A 24858-nucleotide genomic window follows, 5' to 3' on the forward strand; every position below is an offset into this window, starting at 1 on the left:
TCATGTTTCCACTGAGCACACGTCTGTCGCGCAGCTTTCCGGCCCGCCTGTCGGCGGCCGTGTTTGCCGTGGGCGTCTTGCTCGTGGGTGTCAGTGGGGCCCTGGCCTACCGTGCGGCAGAGCGCGCGCTGCGGGAGCGTTTGCTGGCGCAGTTGGAAGGTCAGGCGTCGGAAGATGCCACGCGACTCACGGAGTGGCTGGCTCGTCAACGCGAGGCCGTCGTGCTGCTGGGCCGCGAACTGGCGTTGCACGGTGGTCCGGTTCCCCGTACGCCGGACCCGGTGCGCTGGCAGGGGCTGCCGCCCATCGTACTGGCCGCCGAAGAGATGCAGGTCATTGCCGCGTCGGGTGGGCAGGTGGTGCGGTCCACCAATCCGGCTACCCTCGGCAGTTATGCCGTGGGCGAAGAGTACTTCACGCGCGGCCTTGATACCACGTTCGTCAAGTCCATTTACTATGCGGGTGGCACTGGACGGCCCCGACTCACCGTAGCCACGCCCATCCGCCGCGGTGACAGCACACTGGCGGTGCTGGCGGTGCATCTGGACCTGGCGCAGATGGAGAATACGCTGCGTCGACGGGCTCCGAACACCGAAGGATCCGACCGCAGCAGACAGTCGGGTGCCGTGCGACGTGTGGGCAGCATCACGCCGCAGCCTCCCACCATCGAAGCGTATCTCATCAACGATCTCGCCGACTTCGTGTCGGCGGCGCGCTTTGGCCGCGAAGGGGTGGAGCGCGGTGTGCACAGCGTGGCCATCGATTCGGCGCTGGCTGGCACCATGGGGTCGGGTCTGTACACCGACTATGCTGGCAAGCCGGTCGTCGGGGCGTGGCGCTGGATACCGGAACTTCAGCTCGCGCTCATTCTCGAGACGCCACAGGTTGAGGCCTTCGCACCGGCGCGCGCGCTCATGGGTTACTCGCTTGTGCTCGGACTTGCGGCCACTGCGCTCATGGCATTTGGCGTGGTGGCCATCACGCGACGGTTTTCGCGTCCCGTGCTCAGTGTGGCCCGGGCGGCGGAGGCGGTGGCGGGCGGAGATTTCTCGGCCAATGCACCGGAAGCCGGTCACGACGAGGTGGGGCAGCTGGCGCGGTCATTCAATGTGATGACGGCGCGCCTGCGCTCGTTGTATGCCAGTCTCGAGACGCAGGTCGACGCCACGCAGGCGGCGCTGGACAAGGCGCAGGCCAGTCGCGAGCTGTTGCAGGACGTGGTGAACAACACGTCCACGCTGGTGCTTGTCGTGGGTCTCGACGGTCGTGTGCGACTGGCCAACGCGCGGCTTGCGTCGCTCTCGGGCATTGCGGCGGATGCGGCCGTGGGTCGTGAAGTGCACGCGGCACTTGGAGAAACGGCGGCGGTGTTGGGTCCGCTCATCACCCGCGCGCGCGCCAGCGAAGCGGTCATCGAGCAGGAGGTCGAACTCGACTCGCCAGCCGGTCCGCATGGCTGGCAGGTGGTGGCGTTCCCGCTGGTGCATACCGACGGCAGCACCTATGCCATCGGTCTCATTGGCACGGATCTCACCGAACGTGCGCGAGCCGAAGCCGAACGGCGCGCGCGTGACGCCAGTGTTCAGCAGGCGCAGAAACTCGAAAGCCTCGGTGTGATGGCCGGTGGCATCGCGCATGACTTCAACAACATTCTTGGCGCCATCCTGGGCAATGTGGAGCTGGCGCGTGATGCCCTGGACGATCCCGAAGAAACACGCGGCGCGCTCGATCGTATTGGCGCGGCCAGTCGCCGCGCGGCAGAACTCACGCGGCAAATGCTGGCGTACGCGGGACGGGCCAGTCTGCGCCGCGACACCATCGACGTGCGTCAGGTCGTGAACGACATTGTGCCGCTCGTCCGTGCGGCACAGACCAAGAAGGTGCGCATGGAGGTGGAGCCCATGCCGCACGCACTCTGGGTGAGCGCCGATCCGGCGCAGCTCTCGCAGGTGCTGCTCAACCTGCTCACCAACGCCGCCGAGGCAATCGGTGAGGTGAACGGCAGCGTGACCCTGTCCGCGCGCATCGGTGCCCAGCCGCCGCGTCTGCGGCCTGATGCCGTTGACGTGGCGCGTGACGGCGCGCACGACGAGGTACACGAGGGTGCGCACGGATGGATCTGTGTGACGGTGGCGGACACCGGTCCGGGAATCCCGGACGCCGTACGCGAGCGCATTTTCGATCCGTTCTTCTCCACCAAGTCGTCGGGCCGCGGTCTCGGGCTCAGCGCGGTGCGTGGCATTGTGCGCTCATTGGGCGGCGTGCTGGAACTGCACTCGGTGCTGGGCGAGGGCACGCGCTTTGACATCTACTTGCGCGAGGCTCCCGCGCCGGTGCTGGCGATGGCAGAACCCGCGGGGACTGCGAGCGGCGAAGTTCGTGGCACCGTGCTCGTGGTGGACGATGAGGCGTCCATCCGGCATGTCGCGCACCGTGTGCTGTCGCGCATCGGGCTCGATGTATTGGAGGCGGAGGATGGGGAGACGGGTGTGGCCCGCTTTCGCAGCGCCGCAGCGCGTCTCAGCGTCGTACTGCTCGATCTCACGATGCCGGGGATGAGTGGCATCGAAGTGCTGAGTGAGATTCGGCGCACGCATGCGACGCTGCCGGTCATTATTGCCAGCGGATACGATCACGAGGATGCGCTGCGGGAAATTGGGCAGGATGGGTACGTGACGTTTCTACAAAAACCTTATTCGACGAGTCAGTTGCGGGCTGCGGTCCTTCGCGTTGTGATGTGAGACGTGAGGGCTGGGAGATGAGATGGTTGAGAAATGGGACCTTGTAAGGTGGACGGCGTAAGGTGGCACCGCGGTAAGAAACGGCGAGCGAGACACGCGCGGTCGGGGTCTTGGTCGGGGTCTTGGTCGGGGTCGGGGTCGGGGTGGGGGTCGGGGTCTTGGTCGGGGTTGCGCCGACTGCTGGCCTAGGCCCAACGCGGTCCGACCTCCCAGAGCATCAGACCCGGAACTGCGTGAGGTGGTGGTCCAGATGCTTGTAGGCCAGTCGTCCCCACTCTCGTTCATCGAGTCCACCAAAGAGCGGGTGCTCGGGCCACGACGCACGCCCCATTTCCTGTTCGAAGCGCGCAATCAGTGCCACCACCGCTTCGCGCTCGGCGTCGCCTTCGCCCGGCGCGCGGCTCAGCAGCTCGCGCGCGGTGGGGGCGTTCTTCGGAAACGGCAGCACGTACAACATGAGCCGCTTGACCAGTGCCGTGCGCACAAACGGCACACGCTTGGCCGTGCAGTGCACATCGCCGTAGGCCATGCGCAGCGCGTCGGCGCAGTGCGCCAACATGCGTGGCGCGTTCATGCGCCCCCAGGCCGGCTGGGCGTCGAGGTCCAACTGCTGCACGCGCGCGATGAGCTCGCGGCGCGCGGCCGGATCAGTCAGCGTAGACATGTCACCCCTTCAGCGGTGATGCTGCAGCACACGTTGCGCTTCGGCCTCGAGACCCGACACCAGCGCATCGAGGTGCACCCGGTCCGTACGCGCGTTCATGACCGTGATGCGCAGCACGCGACGCCCACCAAGCGTGGTGGCCGTGATCCATCCGCGCCCACTGCGATTGTAGCGCTCCCGCAGGGCATCGGTCAGCACATCCCGCTCGGCCGCATCCGCCTCACCCGGCGGCTGCCAGGAGAAGCACAGGATATTCGATTCGGGCACGTGGAGTGGCATGAACTGCTCGTGTGTCGACAGGCGCTCGTGCAGATAGCGCGCCATGTCGCAGAGTCGCTCGTACAGCGCGCCCAGTGCCTGACTGCCGTAGCGTTCAAATGCCACCCACACCTTGAGCACATCGGCGCGACGGGAACACTGAAAGCTGCGCGGCCCCATATCCCAGGCGCGCGCGTCCTCCGACGGCGTGAAGAGATAGGGCGCGCTCTGCGCATAGGCACGCTCGAGGTCATGCTCTTCCCGCACGAGCAGCATGCCGGCCGAGAGCGGCAGCAGCAGCGTCTTGTGCGGATCCCAGGCCACCGAGCGGGCGCGGGCGAGACCGGCCAGACGCGGGCGTTCGCGTGGTGAGAGCAGCGCCCCGCCACCATGCGCGGCGTCGACATGCAGCCAGAGCGGCCCGTTGTCGTCGGCAAAGGCCGCACAGGCGTCGGCAATCGCCTCGATGTCGTCAAACGCGCCCGTGGACGTGCAACCAGCGGTCGCCACCACCGCCATCACCTGCTTGTGCTCATGGCGCAGTTCGGCCAGTCTGGCGCGCAACTGCGGCACGCTCATTCGCTGCCCGTCGCTGGGAATGACCACCACATGCGATTGGCCAAGACCCATCACACCGGCTGCACGTGTCACCGCATAGTGCGCGTGTTCACCACACACCAGCACGGGCGGACGGGGACCCACGCCACGGTCCCACACGTTGGGAATGGCGCGCGCACGCGCCGCGAGCAGTGCCGTCAGTGTGGCTTCGGTCCCGCCGCTCGTCATCGTGCCACCGGCGCGCGCGTCCCAACCGATGAGATCCGTCATCCACTCGATGACCTGATGCTCGAGTGGCGTGAACGACGGCGACATCTCGCGCACCGCCTGCGACTGATTGAGCGCGCTGATGAGGGCCTCGGTCCACACGGCCGCGGGCAATGGCGCCGAGACCTGATGCCCGATGTACATGGGATGCGCGAGGCGATTGACATCCACCAGCAGCATCGAGGCCAGTCGACGCGCCACATCGGCCAGCGGACGCGGATTGCGCGGCATCTCGGTGGCCAGGCGGTCCGCGATGACCTCGGCACTGTGCCAGGTGCTGACCGCGCCCTCACCCGCCCGCGTTTCCGCGAAGTACGTGGCCACCAGCTCCAGCAGCGGTCGCGCTGCGTCCAGCGTGGTATCCGACTCGAGCAACGCCAGCGGATCGACCGGCGGCTCCGTCAGCGGACGCGGGTCCGACGCCATGGGGTGACTCCGATGACCAGACGCGTCGGTCAGACGCGACTCGGTGCGATATGATGATGGTGCGGGTCCCAGCGCCAGTGGCGCGTGGTCTGACAGTGCACGCCACCGATCCAGCGATCGATGCCATTGAGCTGCACCTGATCGGCGCGATCGCGCACCACGTCGTGCCCGAGCGGTGTGAGTTCCACCGGGCGCTCCCAGAAGCTCTTGCCGCCTGCCGTGCGCGACGAGGTCACGACACGCGAGCCGTTGGCATGAAGGACCAGCGGATTGGCGCAGTCGCTGAGGCGCTGCACATACCACGCAAAGCTCGAATCACCAAGCCACACCCAGGACTCGGCCTTCTGCTGTGCCTGGAACACGGTGCGCAGCGTGCGCGGGCCGTTGGCGAGAATCTCGCAGACCTGTCGCTCGGTGCGCGACAGACCCGCCTGCGTATCGGGGAATTCTTCGAGCACGCGCCGCAGCGCCGAGCTGAGATACGGCAGGCGCACCGCCGGATCATCGGCATAGGTGCGGGCACTGCGCTGCGCGTCGAGTCGGGTGGTGACCGTGTGGACGATGTCCGGCGTGTCCGACGTGAAGGCCTGCCAGGCCTCGGCTCCCGTGGTCACGTCGGTGGCGTCGAGGTCCCGCCGCGCCTCGTACAGCGACGGGAAGTTTTCCGGCGCCAATGGCCCCAGCAAACAGTCCGCCGGTGCGATGCTGACGCGTGGCAGTGGCTCCTCGCGGCGCGCGAGACGCGCGAGGACCTGCATGAGCTGCAGCTGGTCGTAGAGGTCGGGCTCGAACCAGAGAACCAGCTCCTCGTCAGCCTTCACGCTGTCGAGGCGGGCGTCGCGTTCAATCAGCGAGGCCAGCACCATGTCGCTGGTGCTCCAGCCGCGACCGGCCAGGAACTCGGCTCGGACGCGCCGGAAAATTGCCGCGTCGCGATCGTCCGGGACGGGGCCATCGTGCAGTACGTCGCGCCAGGGGAGAATGTCCCCCGTCAGGCCCGACTGGCCGAGGGCCTCGGCCGCATGATCGCCGTTGGTGAGGTGCAGGGTTCGCATGTTATGACGTATGTTCCACGAATCGACTCCTTATGTTGGCGGGTCCCCACGGGATACGCCACTCTCCGTCCCTGATTTCTGCGTCCAGGTTCCTCCGATGTCCGAGCCCCGCATCGTGACGCCCCGCGCCCCGACCACCGCGCCCACGGAGGCGGCGGTGGCGGTCGGAACGCTCGAAGACTTCGAGATGGACCCCTTGCTCGATGTGGGGACGGCTATGTGGGCCGTGGTATTCGCCGGAGGCATCGGCACCCGCTTCTGGCCGCTCAGCACCCCGCAACGCCCCAAGCAGCTCCTGCCGCTGGTCAACGAGCGTCCGCTCATTGCCGACACGGTCGCCCGGCTCTCGCCGCTGGTCCCGGCTGAACGGGTCCTGATCGTCACCAGTGCCGACATTGTGGACGCGCTGCACGAGGCCATTCCCGAGGTGCCGCGTGGCAACATGCTGGTGGAGCCGCGACCACTCGGCACGGCGGCGGCCCTGGCCTGGGGCGCCCACGAGGTGGCGCGCCGCGCCGGCCCCGACACGGTGTTCGTGGCCCTGCATGCGGACCTCGCGGTGGGATATCCGGACGTCCTGCGTGACACGCTGCGTCGCGCAGCGGCGCTCGCCGCCAACGAGCCGCAGTTGGTGGCCCTGGGCGCCACACCCACGCGGCCGGAAACCGGCTTTGGCTATCTGCAGCCGGCCGCGCTCGTGGATCCCTTCGTCTCGCGGGCCGAGGGCGGGGCCTGTCACGTCGAGCACTTTGTGGAGAAGCCCACCGCCACACTCGCCGATGTGCTCATCGAAAAGGGCGCGCTCTGGAACACGGGCATCTTTGTCTGGCGTGCGCGGGTTGTGCTGGAGGAGTTGAAGCAGCACACGGGGGAGTTGCAGCATGCCTGGACTAAACTCGAACAGGGCGAGATGACCACTTTCGCCGAGTTGGTCACGTCCGTGTCCATCGACCGGGGCCTGCTGGAGCGCACGCGCCGTCTGGTGGTGCTGCCGGCGGACTTTGCGTGGGACGACGTGGGCACCTGGGCCTCGCTGCGTCGTGTGCGCGAGCTCGACGACTTCGGCAATGGCGTCATGGGTCAGGCGCATTGCATCGACTGCACCGGCAATGTGATTCACGCTGACGGCACCTGTGTGGTGGCGTACGGCATCAGCGGCATGATTGTCGTGAGTCTCGCCGGCCTCACCTTCGTGACCACGCAGGAACGCGCCACCGAACTCGCGCCACTGCTCAACGCGCTGCCGGGCAGTCTGCGCTCCAATCCGGGTGGCCCCCCGATCGGGTAACGCGTCGCCGGAGCGCGTCACAGGAGCGCGTCGCCGGAGCGCGTCGCCGGAGCGCGTCGCCGGAGCGCGTCGCGTGAGCGTGTGGCTTGCTCTCACGAATGGTGACGCGGTGGATGCGCGCCCCCCACTACCGATTGACCGGGTCTGCTGACTAGATCACAAGAGGTTCATCCCCGGTACATCGCGCCGCGCCCCGGTGCGCGTGCGCCTCGCTGTCTCCCACCTTTCCGGAATCATGCCCAGTACGCGCTCCACCACGTCGTCCGTGTATACGGATGACGACACCCAGACGTCCGGCCCGTTGGCCTGCTGCGACGGATTGGCCCGAACCGCAGCGGAAACCTGCCGGCAGCATGAGCGGCTCTCCAAGCTGATGGCTCTGGCTGTGGGGAAGGCGGAGCTGGCGGCCGCGCTGGCCATGGTGGACACCATCGATCTCGCGCTGGCCGAAGCCGTGACGGAATTCGAGAAGAAGGCCGCGAAGGCGACGGTATCCGATCAGCCCGATGTGCGCGCCGCCGCCAACGCCATGTGGCTTTCGGCCCGCGAGTATCTGCGTCGTCACAGCTTCGCGGAGAAGGCCTCGCGTCAGCTTTCGCAGAATGGTGATGCCTTCGGCGATCTGCATCTCGACTACGAGCTCGAAGCGTCGGCGCTGCTTGGCCTCAAGCAGAACACGGCGGCGTATCAGAAGCTGCGTCCCGACACCCGCGCCTGATTTCCCTGCACCGAATGCGCGGCGGCGTATTCGGTGAAGGTCAGCCCAGCAGCGGGAGCGAAAACAGCAGCGTGCTGGGCTGCGGGTCCCGTGTCAGATACACCTGCAGCGCTTCAATGCGGGCCGGTGCCGTGACGCGAATGGCCAGCAGTTCCCGCTCTCGGGCCGGCGTCAACGTGGGATAGAACGTGAGCGTGCAGTGCGGCGAGAACATGAAACGCGCCGGCTTGAAGGGCAGGCCGCTCGTGGCGATGCGTTCATGCAGCGCGCGCAGTGGACCGTGCGGATCGAGCGGCAGTGACACGATGTTGGTCTGCATGAACCGGTGCGGCAGACCAAAGGGCAGTTCCATGGGCGCCGTGGTGGCGCAGATGGGCTCCAGCGCTTCGCGAATGCGAGCCACGGGCGTATCGGTGGGTATGGCGCCCACACCAGATGAGCCCACGAGAGTCACGTGCGGAGGCGTGAGCCGGGCCAGCTTGCGGTCATACTGCTGCTGAATGGCCCGCACGATCTTGCCGGCCTCACCCGGCAACTCCGCCAGCACAAAGATGCCGAACGATGCTGCCATAGCCTCGCAATGTAGCGACCTCGTGCACATCGTGGGGCCAGGCGTCCCCTCACCAAGTGCTGCGGTGCGCGCTATGTTCGCCACATGGGACAGGCCATGGTGATCATTCGTGAATACGTGAACGAGATGGAAGCGCTCGTCGCACGCAGTGTGCTGGAAGCACACGAAATCCCCGCTGTGGTGTTGCGCGACGATGCCGGCGGCATGCTGCCCCCCATGCACATGCTCTTTCCCGTGCGACTCGCCGTGCGCGCAGGCGACTCCATTCAGGCGCTGCGCATTCTCGATTCGCCTTTCGAAGGCGAACCGCTCGACGACGGGCAGTTCACCGACGACGTGACGGGGCGGTAGACCGTCGCCCGCGTTGCAGCGGGGCAGCGAGGCCGCGAACCGGCGCGTGACTTGTCGCCCCATCTAGCTTGCAGCATGACCGTTGTCGTTGTGGACCCACATCATCCCGACCCAGAGGTGCTGGCGGAGGCCGCCGCGCGTCTCAGGCGCGGCGACCTCGTGGCCTTCCCCACCGAGACCGTCTACGGCCTCGGCGCCAACGCGCTCGACGCGGATGCGGTTGCGCGCATTTACGCCGCCAAGGGACGTCCGGCATGGAACCCGGTCATTGCCCACGTGGCCAGCATCGCAGAGGCACGTCACTTGGCCCGCCACTGGCCGGCGAGCGCCGAGGCACTGGCCACGGCCTTCTGGCCCGGCCCTCTCACGCTGGTGGTGCCACGGGCGTCCCATGTGCCCGATGTCGTGACCGCGGGCCTCGATGCCGTCGGCCTGCGTGTGCCCGACCATCCCGTGGCGCTGGCGCTGTTGCGCGCAGCTGGGGTGCCGGTGGCCGCGCCGAGCGCCAATCGCTTCACGCACATCAGCCCCACCACGGCGGCGCACGTCGTGCGCTCACTCGGCGAGCGGGCGCCGCTGGTGCTCGATGGCGGTACGTGTCGGGTGGGCATCGAAAGCACGGTGGTGGACTGCACCGGCGACGATGTGGTGATTCTGCGTCCCGGCATGCTGGGGCGCGAAGGACTGCAGGAGGTGCTGAATCCACTGGGTGTGATGGTGCGTCACGCCACGGCGCGGCATGTGGAGCACGACCTCACACAACTGGACCAGGCCGACACACCGCGAGCGCCGGGCATGGCCGATCGGCACTATGCGCCCCGCGCCGACGTGTGGCTCTTCGACGCGGATCAGCGCGGGGAGGTGGCTGCCGCGCTGGAAGCCCGGGCCGCTGCCAGTGCGTCGTCACATGGGTCATCCCATGGGCCGAACGGGATCGTGGCGTTGCTGCGCACCGGCCCATGGCGGCATCCGAGCCCGGTCCCCATGCAGGAGCAACTTCTGCCCGATGATCCGGCGCGCTATGCCGCCGGCCTGTATGCGGCACTGCATGAGGCGGATGCACACGACGCCGCCCTCATTCTGCTCGAGGCGCCGCCGGCTGACGATCCCGCCTGGGACGCGGTTCGTGACCGGGTACGCCGCGCTGCGCGTTGAACTCCGAGTATTATTCCTGTCATGCTACCCATCGACCTGACCGGCAAGCGCGCCCTCGTGGCTGGCGTTGCCGACGACAACGGCTTCGGCTGGGCGATTGCCAAGGCTTTCGCCGAAGCGGGCGCCAGCGTGTGTGTGGCCACATGGCCGCCGGCGCTCAACATCTTTCTCAATCTGCTGGAGCGCGGCAAGCTCGACGACTCGCGGCGCATGCCCGACGGCTCGCTGCTGACGTTCGAGCGCATCTATCCGCTCGACGCCGTGTTCGACACGCTGGACAGCGCCCCCGAAGAGATCCGCGAGAACAAGCGCTACAAGGAACTGGGCGACTTCTCCATCGACGGTCTGGCCTCGCGCCTTGCGGCCGACTTCGGCGAGCAGCCCCTCGACATCGTGTTTCACTCGCTGGCCAACGGTCCCGAAGTGAAGAAGCCGCTGCTTGAAGTCTCGCGCAGCGGTTATCTCGCCGCCTCGAGCGCCAGCGCGTATTCGTTTGTGTCCATGGTGCAGCGCCTTGGGCCGCTCATGCGCCCCGGCGGCGCGGTGGCGTCGCTGACCTACATGGCCAGTGAGCGGGCCATTCCCGGATACGGCGGCGGCATGTCGTCAGCCAAGGCCCAGCTCGAGAGTGACACGCGCGTGCTGGCCTACGAAGCGGGCCGCAAGTGGGGACTGCGCGTGAACACGATCTCTGCGGGTCCGTATGCGTCGCGTGCCGCATCGGCCATCGGCATCATTGACACCATGGTGCGTTACTGCGCGGCCAACTCGCCGCTGCCTGAAGAACTCTCGGCGCGCGAAGTCGGCACCACGGCGGCGTTTCTCTGCAGCCCGCTGGCCAGTGGCATCACGGGCAGCACCGTGTACGTCGACAAGGGCTACCACGCCATGGGCATGGCCGTGGCACCGCCAGACACGGCGCGCGACCCGCGCTAAGCTCCACCTCCGCACGTGGCTTCCACCGACCGGTCCTCATCGGACCATCCATCGTCAGTTATGCCGTCCGCGCGAGGCTTCGGTTTGCGCGCGCGGCTGTTCATCATGGTGCTGGTGGCCACGCTGCCGCCCACCATTGTGGCATGGTTGGTGGAACCTCTGCGGGGCGGATGGACCGGGCCGGCGCTCATTGCGGCGGCCATGGCCTTCTCCTTCGGCTTGGCCTTCGTGCTCGGCTCCAGCATGGTGCAGTCGGTGGAAGCCCTCATTCACGATGCGCAGGCCCTCTCGGCCGGCATGGCCGGTCACCGCTCCCAGGTGCGCTCGAGCGACGAGATCGGTCAGTTGGCCGTGGCGCTCAATCACATGGCCGACACCGTCGAGCGCCGCAACGCCGCGCTGGCCGACAATGAGCGTCGCTATCGGTTTCTGTTCGACTCGAATCCGCTCCCCATGTGGGCCTGGGACGCGGAAACCACCAACATTCTCGCCGTCAACGAAGCCGCGATCGACAAGTACGGCTACGATCGCGAGCGTTTTCTTGGCCTCACCATTCTCGATCTGATCGACGAGTCAGAGCGCGCGCGTTTCGGTCAGGCGCGGCTCCCCTTCCTCGAATCGAGACAGGCTGCCGGCACCTGGACCCATCGCACGGCCAGCGGCGAGCGTGTGGAGATGGATGTCATCACCACCTCGACACGCCGTCTGGGTCGCGCAAGCTGGTTGTCCGTGGGCATCGATGTATCGGCCCGCCGCGAAGCCGAGCGGGCGCTGGCCCGCAGTGAGGAACAACTGCGTCAGTCGCAGAAGCTCGAGGCCATTGGCACCTTTGCCGGTGGCATCGCGCACGACTTCAACAATCTGCTGACGGCCATGCTCGGGTACTGCGACCTGCTGCTGCCGCAGTTGGCGCCGGATAGCGCCATTCGCCGGGACATCGGCGAAGTGCGAGCGCTGGCAGTACGTGGCACGGAGTTGTCGCAGCAGATCCTGTCGATGAGCCGGCGTCACGTGGTGCAGCCCACGGTCTTCGACCCCAACGACGTGGTGCGCGGCATGCACCGCCTGCTGCGCCGCGTCATCGGCGAGAATATCGCGCTGGAATGCACGCTCAATGAACAGGTGGGGACGGCACGTGCCGACGTCGGACAACTCGAGCAGGTGCTGCTCAACCTGGCAGCCAACGCCCGCGATGCCATGCCAGACGGCGGGCGTCTGTCGGTGGACACGCTGGTGCTGGAGCCCTTCGACGTGCGGCGCCTCAACCTCGACCCGACGCAGGATTGGCTTTGCATTCGCGTACGCGACACCGGCATTGGCATGACGGAGGACGTGCAGGCGCACATCTTCGAGCCTTTCTACACCACCAAAGACGAGGGCAAGGGTTCGGGTCTTGGTCTGGCGTTGGCCTACAGCATGATCGACCAGGCAGGCGGTGAAATCCGTGTCGACTCGGCCCCGGGCGAAGGCACCACCATGTATCTGCTGCTGCCACGACTCAGCGATGCCGTGGTGACGCTGCCTCCTGTGGAGGAATACCACGAGCAGCTCGCGGGTACGGAAACCGTGCTGCTGGTAGAGGACGAGGATACGGTGCGCAGTGTGGCCGCGGCCGCGCTCGAACGTCGCGGCTATCGCGTGCTGGTGGCCGATCACGGAGAGGCCGCCATTGCCATTTCGCGTGAGTATCCCGGCGTCATTCACCTGCTGGTGAGCGATGTGGTCATGCCCGGTCTGCATGGTCGTGAGGTGGCGGACCGCGTCGTTCGCCTGCGTCCCGGCACGCCGGTACTGTTCATCTCTGGCTACACCGATGACGCGCTGCTCGAGCGCGGTGTGCTGGAAGGCGATGATCGCAGTCTGCTACCCAAACCCTTTACCTCGCTGGAACTCGCGCGCCGCGTGCGTCTGGCCATCGACGAATCAAAGGGACTGCGTACGCCGGTGACCGTGTCATGATGAACTGGATCCTGCTGGTGATGGGCCTTGTGGTGGCCGTGGTGGTGGCCCTGATGCTCGGCGGCATGATGGCACCCAAACAGCGTCGCGTCGTGCGCGGCATTCGCCTGCCCGTCACGCCGGACGAGGCCTGGCCCGTCGTGCGGCAGGTGGACGGCCCGCCGCGCTGGTGTGCATCGCTGCCCAACATGCGTGTGGTGCAGGAACAGGACGCGGTGCAGCTGGTGCTCGATGTGCTCGACGACGACAACGTGGTCACGGGACAGTGGCAGCTGGCGGTGCTGCCACTCGCACAAACCGGCCTGATTCCACAGGGCGAGGAGCAAACGGCGGTGGCCTCCCTCCTGGTGCTGGCCGAGCAGTCATCGATGGGCAATCCCGTCATGCGCATGGTGCGCAGCGTGGACCGCGGCGCGGGACGTGTGGACACGTTTCTCGAAGCCGTGGCGCAGCAGTTCGGCGTGGACGAGCGCGCCACCGACGTGAGCGAAACCATTGGCCGACTGGTCAGCGCCTCCCGCCGCTCCGCTGACTGACAGCGCGCCCGAGCGCTGGCGCATGCTGGCGCTGTTGGCGACGGCCGAGTTGCTGGGCATGTCGCTGTGGTTTGCCGGCAGTGCGCTATCCAGTCGCTATGCGGTTGCGTGGCAGCTTGATGCCGCGGCAACCGGCTGGCTCACCACCATCGTGCAGTTGGGCTTTGTGGCCGGAACGGCCATGTCGGCGTTGCTCAATCTGGCCGATATCGTGCCGTCGCGGCGTCTGTTTGCCTGGAGTGCGGTAGGTGGAGCGCTCTGCAACGCGCTGCTGCTGGGCGCTGACTCCTTGAGTGCAGCCCTGCTCTGGCGATTTGGCACCGGCGTGGCGCTGGCTGGTGTGTATCCGCCGGCCATGAAGATGATCGCCACCTGGTTTCGCGTGCAGCGTGGCCTCGCCGTTGGCACCATCGTTGGCGCGTTGACCGTGGGGAAAGGTGTGCCGTATCTGGTGCATGCGTTTCCAGAGGCCAGCAACGCGGTGGTGTTGGGCACGGCCTCGGGTGGCGCCGTTGTGGCCGCGCTGCTCGTGTGGTTCGGCTATCGGGAAGGCCCCTATCCGTTTCCGCCGCGCCCGTTCTCCTGGCGTCTTGTGCATGACGTCGCCACTGGACGTTCCTGGCGGCTCGCGCTGGGCGGGTACCTGGGTCACATGATCGAGTTGTACGCGGCGTGGACGTGGATTGCGGCCTTCATCACGGCCAGCGTCGTCGCGTCATCCGGCGGAACGACCGCATCGACCGAATCGCTGGCGTCGCTGGTGTCGTTCGGTATGCTGGCAGTGGGCGGACTTGGTTGCCTTTGGGGCGGCATCATGGCTGACCGACGCGGGCGGCCGTGGTTGGTGAACACGGCCATGACCGTGAGTGGGAGCTGTGCACTGCTCATGGGGCTGGGCTTCGGCCGCAGCCTCTGGCTGCTGGTACCGCTCGCGCTGGTGTGGGGATTTTTCATCATTGCCGACAGCGCGCAGTTCTCGGTGCTGGTCACCGAGAGTGTGCCACCGCACGCCGTGGGTACGGCGCTCACGCTGCAGACCTCCATTGGTTTTCTGCTCACGGCCGGTGTCATTCAGTTGGTGCCGCGTGTGGTGGCCTGGTCCGGCTGGCCCGTGGCCTTTGCCATGCTTGCCGTGGGCCCATTGCTGGGCGTACTCAGCATCCGGCGCCTGCAGCGTGCGCCCGCCTAGACGTCGCGTACCCCACGCACACGCTCCACCGCGTTGAGCAGCTGCTCCATGGTGAAGGGCTTCTCGAGAAAAACGGTTTCGGCGCCCGACGCGTCGGGCAGACTCTGCTCCGAGTAGCCACTCACGTACACCACGGGCAACGCCGGCGACTCGAGCCGCAGCCGTTCGACCAACTCGCGGCCTCCCATCTCCGGCATGCGCAAATCGGTGACGACGAGATCGATTTCGTGGCGATGTTCGTGCCATACCAGCAGCCCATCGGCGCCATGTCTGGCCTCGAGCACCGTGTGTCCCTGTCGCTCGAGCATGCGCCGCGCCGCCGATCGCACGGCACTTTCGTCCTCAACAAGCAGAATGGTCGCTCCATCCGAGCGGCGCGGCACCACGCGTGGTGTGTGCGCGACCGGCGAGCGTGCGCCGGACGCCACCGGGAAATACAAATTGAACACGGTACCGCGGCCCGCTTCACTATCCACGGTAATGGCGCCACCAAACTGCTGCACAATACCGAACACGGTGGCCAATCCGAGCCCGGTGCCCGAACCCACGGCCTTGGTCGTGAAGAACGGCTCGAACGCGCGGGCCCGCGTGACGTCGTCCATGCCGTGACCGGAGTCCTTTACGCGCAGACGCACGGCCGGCCCTGATGGCATGCCGCCCAGACGCGCCGCATCATCGGGCGCGACATGCACCAGCGCGGAATCAATGCTGAGCGTGCCGCCACGCCCATGCGAGCCGTGCGCCTCGGTGAGCATGGCGTCCCGCGCATTCACGGCGAGGTTGAGCAGTACCTGTTCGAGCTGGCCACGGTTGCCCCGAATGGGTGGTAGGCTGGTGTCGAGATGCACATCCAACACGATCTCCTCACCAATGACGCGGCGCAGCAGCGACTCGGCGCCTCGCACCACCTCACTCACGTCGAGCGGTTGCAGCGTGACCGTCTGCTTGCGACTGAAGGCCAGCAACTGCCGCACCAGCTCACGCGCGCGCTCCGTGGCGCGCCCAATCTCCTCGAGGTCGCGTCGAACCGGGTGACCGGTGGGCAGATCGTCCTGCGCAAACGCGAGATTGCCCGAGATGACCGTGAGCAGGTTGTTGAAGTCGTGCGCAATGCCACCGGCCAACTGTCCCACCGCTTCCATTTTTTGCGCCTGTCGCAAACGCTCCTCGAGACGTTCACGCTCGGTTTCGTCTTCCATGGCGCCAATCATGCGCAGGACGCGACCCTCGTCATCTCGCACCGCATACCCGCGATCCACCACGGCACTCCAGCCACCATCGGCGCGCCGAAAGCGATACGCCGCGTGCCAAGCGGCGTGCTGATCGGCCACGTGGTCGGGTTGCACCGTGCGACTCAGGTCCAGCAACGTGTGCACGGCGCGCGCGTGGTCATCCGGATGCACGCGCTCGGCCCACCACGACAGCGTGTTCTCGACGTCGGCGCGCGAATAGCCAAACACCCGCTCAATTCCGTCGCTCCACACCAGGCGGTTGCCCGGCACATCCCAGTCCCAGATCGCGCTGTCGGTGGCGCGCGCGGCCAGCGCATAGCGCTGTTCACTGTCGCGCAGCGCCACGATGGCGCGCTCCCGTTCGGCATCGAGACGCTTGCGCTCGGTGATGTCGAGCACCGTGCCCACGAAGCGCGTGGCCTTGCGCTGACCGTCGTGTTCCACGAACAACGCCCGACCGCGCGCGGAGATGATGCGTGATGCGCCATCCGGCGTGGTGATGCGATATTCGGTGGCGAAGCGGCCGTCACCCATGGGATCGATGGCACGACTTACCAACTGCTTGGTGGGCTCGCGGTCCTCCTCGTCGATCAGGGCGAGGAAGCGTTCATAGCGAATGGCGGCGCGGGGCGGGACTCCGAAGATGGCGCAGGTGCGCTCATCCCAGGCAATGAGATCGGAGGACAGATCCCAGTCCCACATGCCGACGCCCGAGGCGTCGAGCGCCAGCTCGAAGCGCGCTTGCTGATCGGCGCGGCGATCCCCGCCACGGCGTTTCTCAAAGATCGTGGGAGCGGCGTCGCCCCCTGTCGGCATGGATTGCACGGGTCCTCGGCGAGGCACGAACCGTACGAACGATCCGGCGCTCTGTCGGACCGCGGCCGCCGAGTGGCCCCATTGGGGGCCACCCGACGGCGATACCTCAATTACACGCCCATTTCCTCTTCCGCGCTAGTGTTGCGCGCAGCAGGCGTGTCGGCTGGCTTCACCTCAATGGCCGGATGCCCGTTCTTCTTGAGGATTTCGTCGATTGGTGGAATGAGCTCCTGGTATGCCTTGCGCAGCTCCACCAGATAGCCCTCGAGTTCCTTGGTCAGCAGGTCGAACACCTGCTGAGACTGCTTCGTGGGCCGGGCCTCGGCGCTGCCCACCACACCGGCCAGCGCGGCGATCTGGTTGTTCACCTTGATCGGGTAGTTGAGCGGATCCTGGCCCGACTGGTTCTTGACCTGGTAGATCTCCGCTTCCATGGCGCTGATGCGCTGGTCGAGCGTCTTCACCAGCTGCGCGTAGCGCGCCGAATCGGCGCCCACCTGATTCATGCGCGACACCGCCTGCTGACGCACGTTGCGCACGGTGCGCACCGCATCGTTGGCGTCGGTGGTGCGGTCACGAATGGCGATGAGCAACTTGTACTGCGCCACGAGGTCGGCCTGCGTGGCGTCGCTGCGCGGATCCTTGCGCACGACGAGGCGCGCATCACCGGCCGGCGCACCGTCAACCAGCAGACGCACCGTGTAGTTGCCCGGCGGCACCAGCGGTCCGTTGGTCACGCCCGCCCACATGATCATGCCGGGGAAGGTCGTGGCATCGGGCTCGCGCAGATTCCACGAGAAGGTGTTCATGCCCACGTTGTTGGTGGGCGGCCGATCGCCCGCCACCGAACGACGTCCACCGGGGCCGGCCGCCGCCTGCTGCATGTCGCTCGCGAACGACTTGATGGTGCGGCCTGTGGAGTCGCGGAACTCGATGGTGACCTTGTTGGCCTTGTCCTTGAGCCAGTAGTACACGATGGCGCCGCTGGGCGGATTCTGCCCCACCTGCGTGTCGCCGCCGCGGCCGAAGCCCCCGCCCCAGTTGATACGGTACGACGGACGCGGCGTGAACAGATGCGCCTTCTTGGCCAGCACATCGGCGCTCAACTGACGCAGCACGCCGATGTCGTCGATGACATAGAACGAACGGCCATGCGTACCGGCAATGAGGTCGCCCTCCTTGATGGCCAGATCGTGCACGGGCACGATGGGCATGTTGCGCTGCATCGAGAACCAGGTTGCACCGTCATCAAGTGACGCCCAGATGCCGCGCTCGGTGCCGGCAAAGAGCAGGCCCGGACGGACTTCGTCTTCGCGAATGACGCGCGTGAATTCGTGCGCCGGGATGCCATTGGCCTTGCCGCTGCCGTCGATGCGCGTCCAGGTCTTGCCGAAGTCCGTGGTCTTGAAGAGGTAGGGCTCGTTGTCATCCATCTGGAAGCGATTCGCGGCCACATACGCCGTGCCGGCGTTGAAGCGCGAGGCTTCGATGATGGAGATGCGCGCCCACTCACGCTCCTTGAGCAGCGGCGGCGTGACGTTGGTCCAGCTCACGCCCCCGTTGCGCGTGACGTGCACGAGGCCGTCGTCGGTACCGGCCCAGATGGTGCCCTTGAGCACCGGCGACTCGGCAATGGCGAACACCGTGCCGTAGTACTCGACGCTGGTCTGGTCCTTGGTGATGGGTCCGCCCGAGGGGCCCAGCGTGCGCGGATCGTTGCGCGAGAGGTCGGGGCTGATGGCCGTGTAGCTGTCACCCTCGTTCGTGGTCTTGAAGAGCACGCTCGAGCCCACATACAGCGTGCGCGGGTCATGCGGGCTCACGACGATGGGGAAGGTCCACTGCATGCGGTACTTGGCATCCTTCGCATCGTGACCCATGGGGTTGAGCGGCCACGGATTCACATCGCGCGTCATGCCGGTGCGCATGTCCTTGCGCGTGAGATAGCCGCCGTAGCTGCCGGCAAACACGATGTCCGGATTGTTGGGCAGCGCGGCAATGAAGCCCGACTCACCACCACCCGCGTCCTTCCACATGTCGATGGTGATGCCACCCGGTGCGCGCGACGGACCGCAGAGCGTGCTGTTGTCCTGCTGCGCGCCGCAGATCTGATACGGGAAGTGGTTCGTGGTGGTGACGTGATAGAACTGCGCCGTGGCGAAGTCGAGATCGGTGAAGGTCTTGCCCCCGTCGGTCGTGACGTTGGCGCCGCCGTCATTGGCCTCGATCATGCGGTTCGGATCATCCGGCGCAATCCAGAGATCGTGCGAATCGCTGTGCCCCGTGTTGATGTTGCTCCAGGTCTTGCCACCATCGCGCGACACCTGGAACTGCACGTTGCTGGCGTACACCACGTCGGGGTTCTTGGGGTCAGCGTAGATCTTGGTGTAGTACCACGCGCGCTGACGCAGTTTGCGTTCGTCGTTGACGCGCTGCCACGTCGCGCCGGCGTCGTCAGAGCGGTACACGCCGCCCTCATCGGCTTCGATGAGCGCATACACACGGCGGCCGTTGCCGCTCACGCTGATACCGATGTTGCCCCAGAGGCCCTTGGGCAGGCCGGGGTTCTTCGTGATTTCCGTCCAGGTGTCACCACCGTCGGTGGTCTTGAACATGCCCGACCCCTTCCCGCCCGACACCAGCATCCACGGCTTGCGATGCGCCTGCCAGAAGCCGGCGTAGAGCACGTTGGGGTTGGTGGGGTCCATGACGAGGTCGGCCGCGCCGGTGGAATCGTCGCGGAAGAGCACCTTCTGCCAGGACTTGCCACCGTCCTTGCTGCGGAAGATGCCACGCTCGGCGTTGGGGCCCCACACATGACCCTGTGCCGCCACGTAGACGAGATCCGGGTTGGTGGGATGCACACGCACCTTGGCGATCTGGCGCGTGTCATTGAGGCCGATGTTGGTCCAGGTCTTTCCACCGTCGGTGGTCTTCCACATGCCGTCACCGTGCGACACGTTGCCGCGAATGGCGAACTCGCCGCCGCCCACGTACACGACGTCGGGATTGCTGGGAGCCACCGCCACCGCGCCAATGGTGCCGCCGAAGTACTTGTCAGTCATCGGCGTCCAGTTCTTGCCGCCGTCGGTGGTCTTGAAGACGCCGCCGCCCACGGTGCCCATCCAGTATTCCTGCGGACGGGCCACCGAACCGGCCGCCGCCACCGAGCGACCGCCACGGTAGGGACCAATCTCACGCCAACGGATGGCGGACAGCGCGGCCGTGTCGAAGCCAGCCGCCAGGGCCGGCACTGCCGCCCGTTGGGCCACTACCGTCGGCCGCGTGGCCGCGGGACGGGTTTGGGCGGCGAGGGGGAAGAGAGGCAGGGCAGCCGTAACCAGGGCTGCCGTGCGCACGAACGCGTGCTTCACGGCTGAAACCTCCAAAGGTGGGAAAGAGCCCGTTCATCTGGCGTTAAGCTCTCTCTGGCAACGCTGGAGCGGGAGGGAGCGCTGAAAACCGGCCAATTCCGGCTGAAACCGGGACCAACCGACTGGCGTAGGCACTATCGAAGTGATATCACTTCAATACCAACCCGTTCCACTCCCCTCCAGGAGTTCCTGCAATGCTCCGTGAAACGACCCCTCGCCCCACCCCCGGCATCCTGATGGCGGGTGTTCTCGTCCTCGGCATCGCGGCCGGGGCGGCGATCTTCATCTTTGGCGCCCGCTCCAAGAACCTGCCGCAGCTCTTCACCGGGCTGGGCGTTCTCACCGTGGCCTTTCTTGGTCTGCCTGGCCTCTTCACCGTGGCCCCCAACGAAGGCAAGGTGCTGACCCTCTTTGGCAACTACCGCGGCACCGAGCGGCGCCCCGGGCTCTGGTGGGTCAATCCGTTCATGAGCAAGCAGACGGTGTCGCTGCGTGTGCGGAACTTCGAGACCAACAAGCTCAAGGTGAACGACGCGCGCTCGAACCCGGTGGAAATCGGCGCCATCGTGGTCTGGAAGGTCATCGACACGGCCGAAGCGGTGTTCGAGGTGAACGACTACGTACAATACGTGTCGGTGCAGAGTGAGTCGGCGCTGCGCGCGCTGGCCTCCTCGTATCCCTACGATGCGCACGGCACCGACGAGATCACGCTCAGCACGCACACGGCGGAGGTATCCAAGGGGCTCATGGAAGCGCTGCACGAGCGGCTGGCCAAGGCCGGCGTGGACGTGATTGAAGCGCGCATCAGTCACCTGGCCTACGCGCCCGAGATCGCGGCGGCCATGCTGCAGCGCCAGCAGGCCAGTGCCATCGTGGCGGCGCGCCAGACCATCGTGGAAGGCGCGGTGGGCATGGTGGAGATGGCGCTCGACTCCCTGCGGGAGAAGAACATCATCGACCTCGATGGCGAGCGGCGCGCGGCCATGGTGAGCAACCTGCTCGTCGTGCTCTGCTCCGATCGTGCGGCGCAGCCGGTGGTGAACACCGGATCGCTGTACACCTGAATCTCTTGACGGACCGACCGGATCATGGCTGATCGCAAGTCGTTTCTCCTGCGCGTGGACCGCGAGGTGCTGGACGCGGTGCAGCGTTGGGCCAACGACGATCTGCGCAGCCTCAACGGGCAGATCGAATTTCTGCTGCGGCGCGCGCTCCGCGATGCGGGGCGCGCGCCGAAGGCCGGTCCTGCCGTGTCCCCTCAGCCGGACGACGCGTCGCCCGCGTCGGCCCGTGATTTGCCCTCACCTCCAGTGTCCGATTCGGAGTCGTCATGATTTTCGTGCGTCTATCCCGCGGTGGTCGTTTGGTGTGGGGCATGTTGGTGCTGGTGGTGCTGGCGCTCGCCGCCGGACTGCTCATGCCGCGTGCGATCCGCTCACAGTCGGCGCCGGCGTCCGGCAGCGGCGCGATGCAGTACGTGTATCTGCTGGGCAAGGACACGCTCGCCACGGAACGCGTCACACTCACCAGTGAGGCGGCCCACGGTGTGCTGCAGTATCGCAATCAGCCGCGTGTGGAGTGGTCGCATGCGATGAGCAACGGGCGACTCGGCGCACTGACACTCAAGGTCTTTGCCCCGGGCGCTGCGGAGGGCGCCGCAGCGGTGCAGGAGTTTGTCTTCACGCCACAGGGCGACAGTGTGATTGTGTCCATCACGCAGGGCGGCCGCAGTCAGCAGCAGGTGGCGCGCAGCCAGGCTGGCGCGCTGCCGGTGATGGGCCGGTCCGTGTTTCACACGGCGCTGCTCACCGCGCAGGCCAGGCGACTCGCGCTTGCGTCGGCGCCCCTGTTCATGACATCGGGCGGACAAACCATGGAGGCCACGTTTGCCTTCCGTGGCGACACCAGCACCACCACGCTTGCCGGCCTGGCCATTCAGGCGGTGTGGTCGAACGGCGTGCCGGTTGAGATTCTGGTGCCCGCGCAGAATCTGCGGGCTGTGCGTGTCGCGTCGTCTGCGCCCGCGCTGCCCAGCACGGCCGAGGTCATCAGCTACGCCGCGCCAGCCAATGCGCCATATACGTCAGAAGACGTGATCATCCCCACGCCGCATGGTTTCTCTCTCGCCGGCACGCTCACGCGTCCGCGAGGTGTGAGTGGCCGAGTTCCGGTGGTGGTCACCATCAGCGGCAGCGGGCCGCAGGACCGGGACTCGCGCATCGCCACGGTGCGTGGCTACGCGCCGTTCCGTGATTTTGCCGATACGCTGGGACGCCGCGGCATTGCGGTGCTGCGCTACGACGACCGCGGTGTGGGTGCGAGCGGCGGCAAGGGTGCGCTGCGTGACACGGCCACCAGCGCCGACTTTGCCGACGACGTGGCCAGTGTGGTGGCGTATCTGCGCACGCGGCCCGACGTGGACAGCACGCGCATCGCCCTCTTGGGCCACAGTGAAGGTGGACTGATTGCGCCGCTGGCGGCGGTGGCCGATGCGCGCGTTCGAGCGGTCGTGCTGCTGGCAGGGCCGGCGTACAATGGGCGGCGCATTCTGGAGTATCAGAACGGTCTGGGTATCGCAGCCGCACCCGGACTCAGCGATCGCCAGCGCGACTCGTTGCGCGCCACGGTGCCCGCCGCGCTCGATTCGCTGGCTCGCAGCAACCGGTGGATGGGCTACTTCATGGCCACCGATCCGCTGGCCACAGTGCGTCGGCTGCGGCAGCCGGTGCTGATTGTACAGGGCGACACGGACATGCAGGTCACACCCGAGCAGGCGGATACGCTGGCCGCCACCATTCGGGCAGCGGGGAATCGTCAGGTCACGCTGCGGCGCTTTCCGAACACGAATCATCTGCTGCTCGATGACCCGTCGGGCGCGCCGCAGGGATACGCGCGACTGGCGACGGTGCGTGTGCGCCCCGAAGTGCTCGGCAGTGTCGCCGACTGGCTGGTGCAGACGCTCAGGCGCTGAGAGGCCACAACGCGTATTTTGCTGCTTGGTGGGTGGTTTCTCCCAACATTGACCCAATCGGAGTTTTCATGTTTTTCGTTCGTTCTTCGCGTGGTGGTGGTTGCGTGTGGGGCATGGTGGTGACGGTGCTGACCGCCGTCGCCGGACTGTCAATGCCGCGTGCGGTACGCGCACAGTCTGCGCCGACAGCCGGTGACGGTGCGATGCGGTATGTGTATTTGCGTGGCAACGACACTATAGCCACAGAAGCCATCACAATTGACCCGCGCGCGATTGCTGGCGTACTCGACCTGCGAGGGCAGGTGCGTATCGAGTGGCAGCATGTTGTATCGGCCGACGGCGTGACACTTGGTCCGCTGAACCTTTCGGTGTTTGCACCTGGTTCACCGAGTGGCAGTCCGGCAATACAGCGCTTTGTATTCACTCAGGCTGCGGACAGCATGGTGATGGAAGGCACGGCGTCCGGCCTCTCGCAGCGGAAGGCTGCACCCTCTCGCTCTGGGACCACCCCGTTGATCAATCAATCGGCGCTGCACATGGCGCTGATTACCTCTATGGCTCGAAAGCTTGGCCGCAGTACGCTGCCGATCTTTACGACAAATGATGGGCAAACGATGGACCTTGCGGTTGCTGGTGCGGGAGACAGCACGGTCAGCACATTGGCGGGTCTGTCCATCGTAACTGAATGGCGGGACGGGGCTCCACACCAAATACGCCTCGCCGCACAGAGATTGCGAATCGTGCGCACGGAGTCGGCGTCGAGCGTGGCGCCCTCCCCGACAACATTGAGCTACGCCGCGCCCGCCGACGCACCGTACATGTCCGAAGACGTGATCATTCCCACGCCGCATGGTTTCTCTCTCGCCGGCACACTCACGCGGCCACGTGGCGCACGTGGACCGGTGCCGGTGGTGGTCACCATCGGTGGCAGTGGGCCGCAGGATCGCGACTCGCGCAGCGCCACGGTGCGTGGCTACGCGCCGTTCCGTGATTTTGCCGATACGCTGGGCCGTCGTGGCATTGCCGTGCTGCGTTACGACGACCGCGGCGTGGGCGCGAGCGGTGGCCGGGGCGCGCTGCGCGATACGGCTACCAGTGCTGACTTTGCCGACGACGTAGCCAGCGTGGTGGCGTATCTGCGTACGCGCCAGGACGTCGATCCGCGGCGCATCGCCTTGGCAGGACACAGTGAGGGCGGCATCATCGCACCTATGATCGCCGCGCGTGATTCTGGTATTGCCGCAGTCGTCCTGATTGCTGCACCGGCAGAGAAGGGGCGGGACATTGCGAAGCATCAGATTCGCATCATGCTGGACGCCGACTCACTGTTGCCCCCCGCCCAGCGCGACTCGATCATCGGCACCGTGCCCGGTAGGCAAGACGTGGCGGTCCGCACGGCAGACCCGTGGACGCGTTTCTGGCTGACCTACGACCCCATCCCGGCGCTGCAGTTGATGAAGCAGCCGGTGCTCATCCTGCAGGGCGCAACGGATACTCAGGTGCCGGTAGACCAGGCGGGCTTGGTGCAACGTGCGCTCAGAGAGTCCGGCAACTCGAAGGTGACCGTCAGAGTCTTCCCGGAGGTCAATCACCTCATGGTGCATGACACGTCTGGCCTCGTGTTCAACTATGGGAAGCTGAGGGACCTGCGAGTTCGTGGTGACGTACGGGGCGCACTGGCCGACTGGCTGGTGCAGACGCTCAGGCCCTGACCCGATTCATCGCGCCCGACGGGGCGCTCGGTTACGACACAGCGCCGAGGTCCACAGGACGACCTCGGCGCTGATTAGTTT

At 66.4% G+C, this 24858-nt stretch carries 19 protein-coding genes; 13 read left to right on the top strand and 6 right to left on the bottom strand.

The features are described 5' to 3' along the window. The first annotated feature begins 2 nt into the window (after window positions 1-2). Window positions 3-2741 (top strand): response regulator, encoded by a 2739-nt coding sequence (locus B2747_RS03015; protein ID WP_291156734.1) that lies wholly within the window; start codon window positions 3-5, stop codon window positions 2739-2741. A 217-nt stretch (window positions 2742-2958) separates the two neighbouring features. Here the strand turns inward: B2747_RS03015 and B2747_RS03020 are convergent, their stop codons facing one another. From B2747_RS03020 to B2747_RS03030, 3 genes are read right to left on the bottom strand one after another with little or no spacing between them, the layout of a single operon-like run. Continuing rightward, complete coding sequence (locus tag B2747_RS03020; protein WP_291156737.1) at window positions 2959-3405, bottom strand: DUF1569 domain-containing protein; 447 nt, start codon at window positions 3403-3405, stop codon at window positions 2959-2961. A gap of 9 nt (window positions 3406-3414) precedes the next feature. Further along, a complete protein-coding gene (locus B2747_RS03025; protein WP_291156740.1) occupies window positions 3415-4914 on the bottom strand; it encodes a pyridoxal phosphate-dependent decarboxylase family protein in 1500 nt (499 codons plus the stop codon). Window positions 4915-4943: 29 nt separating this feature from the next. Then, window positions 4944-5969, bottom strand: coding sequence for a DUF1835 domain-containing protein (locus tag B2747_RS03030; RefSeq protein WP_291156743.1), 1026 nt, complete (start codon window positions 5967-5969; stop codon window positions 4944-4946). 97 nt (window positions 5970-6066) lie between these two features. Here B2747_RS03030 and B2747_RS03035 point away from each other — a divergent pair, with 97 nt between their 5' ends. Further along, on the top strand, window positions 6067-7257 hold the full coding sequence (locus B2747_RS03035) for a mannose-1-phosphate guanylyltransferase (RefSeq protein ID WP_291156746.1): 1191 nt from the start codon (window positions 6067-6069) through the stop codon (window positions 7255-7257). 235 nt (window positions 7258-7492) lie between these two features. Next, entirely contained in the window at window positions 7493-7975 is a 483-nt protein-coding gene (locus tag B2747_RS03040; protein ID WP_291156749.1) for a hypothetical protein, read from the top strand. Between the two features lie 40 nt (window positions 7976-8015). Here B2747_RS03040 and B2747_RS03045 read toward each other — a convergent pair whose 3' ends face one another. Next, on the bottom strand, window positions 8016-8546 hold the full coding sequence (locus tag B2747_RS03045; protein ID WP_291156752.1) for a 2'-5' RNA ligase family protein: 531 nt from the start codon (window positions 8544-8546) through the stop codon (window positions 8016-8018). 84 nt (window positions 8547-8630) lie between these two features. Here B2747_RS03045 and B2747_RS03050 point away from each other — a divergent pair, with 84 nt between their 5' ends. The 6 genes from B2747_RS03050 (at window position 8631) to B2747_RS03075 (ending at window position 14672) form a co-directional block, all read left to right on the top strand. Then, entirely contained in the window at window positions 8631-8897 is a 267-nt protein-coding gene (locus tag B2747_RS03050; RefSeq protein WP_291156755.1) for a putative signal transducing protein, read from the top strand. Between the two features lie 75 nt (window positions 8898-8972). Continuing rightward, window positions 8973-10052, top strand: a complete 1080-nt coding sequence (locus tag B2747_RS03055) for an L-threonylcarbamoyladenylate synthase (RefSeq protein WP_291156757.1) — start codon at window positions 8973-8975, stop codon at window positions 10050-10052. A 21-nt stretch (window positions 10053-10073) separates the two neighbouring features. Then, window positions 10074-10988 (top strand): enoyl-[acyl-carrier-protein] reductase, encoded by a 915-nt coding sequence (locus B2747_RS03060; protein ID WP_291156760.1) that lies wholly within the window; start codon window positions 10074-10076, stop codon window positions 10986-10988. A gap of 60 nt (window positions 10989-11048) precedes the next feature. Then, complete coding sequence (locus B2747_RS03065) at window positions 11049-12947, top strand: ATP-binding protein (protein ID WP_291156763.1); 1899 nt, start codon at window positions 11049-11051, stop codon at window positions 12945-12947. After that, on the top strand, window positions 12944-13483 hold the full coding sequence (locus B2747_RS03070) for a hypothetical protein (RefSeq protein WP_291156766.1): 540 nt from the start codon (window positions 12944-12946) through the stop codon (window positions 13481-13483). Before B2747_RS03065 ends, B2747_RS03070 begins: the two co-directional genes overlap by 4 nt. 22 nt (window positions 13484-13505) lie before the next feature. After that, complete coding sequence (locus B2747_RS03075; protein WP_291156768.1) at window positions 13506-14672, top strand: MFS transporter; 1167 nt, start codon at window positions 13506-13508, stop codon at window positions 14670-14672. On the opposite strand, the gene B2747_RS03080 is transcribed toward B2747_RS03075, so the two are convergent. Together B2747_RS03080 and B2747_RS03085 are read right to left on the bottom strand one after the other, a co-directional pair. Further along, window positions 14669-16720: a PAS domain-containing protein gene (locus B2747_RS03080; RefSeq protein ID WP_291156770.1), complete on the bottom strand. Its 2052-nt coding sequence runs from the start codon at window positions 16718-16720 to the stop codon at window positions 14669-14671. The genes B2747_RS03075 and B2747_RS03080 overlap by 4 nt on opposite strands. 110 nt (window positions 16721-16830) lie before the next feature. Continuing rightward, window positions 16831-20094: a VPS10 domain-containing protein gene (locus tag B2747_RS03085; protein WP_291156773.1), complete on the bottom strand. Its 3264-nt coding sequence runs from the start codon at window positions 20092-20094 to the stop codon at window positions 16831-16833. A 194-nt stretch (window positions 20095-20288) separates the two neighbouring features. Here B2747_RS03085 and B2747_RS03090 point away from each other — a divergent pair, with 194 nt between their 5' ends. From B2747_RS03090 to B2747_RS03105, 4 genes are all read left to right on the top strand, one after another. Further along, the gene (locus B2747_RS03090; protein WP_291156777.1) at window positions 20289-21158 is read left to right on the top strand and encodes an SPFH domain-containing protein; all 870 of its coding nucleotides are present in this window, start codon (window positions 20289-20291) and stop codon (window positions 21156-21158) included. A gap of 24 nt (window positions 21159-21182) precedes the next feature. Continuing rightward, window positions 21183-21428 carry a hypothetical protein gene (locus B2747_RS03095; RefSeq protein ID WP_291156780.1) on the top strand — a complete coding sequence of 82 codons (246 nt, stop codon included), beginning with the start codon at window positions 21183-21185 and terminating at the stop codon, window positions 21426-21428. Beyond that, on the top strand, window positions 21425-23065 hold the full coding sequence (locus B2747_RS03100; RefSeq protein WP_291156782.1) for an alpha/beta hydrolase family protein: 1641 nt from the start codon (window positions 21425-21427) through the stop codon (window positions 23063-23065). The genes B2747_RS03095 and B2747_RS03100 overlap by 4 nt, the downstream gene beginning before the upstream one ends. An 818-nt stretch (window positions 23066-23883) precedes the next feature. Beyond that, window positions 23884-24777, top strand: a complete 894-nt coding sequence (locus B2747_RS03105) for an alpha/beta hydrolase family protein (protein ID WP_291156785.1) — start codon at window positions 23884-23886, stop codon at window positions 24775-24777. Window positions 24778-24858 lie beyond the last annotated feature (81 nt).

It is taken from the genome of Gemmatimonas sp. UBA7669, from assembly GCF_002483225.1.
GTDB lineage: Bacteria > Gemmatimonadota > Gemmatimonadetes > Gemmatimonadales > Gemmatimonadaceae > Gemmatimonas.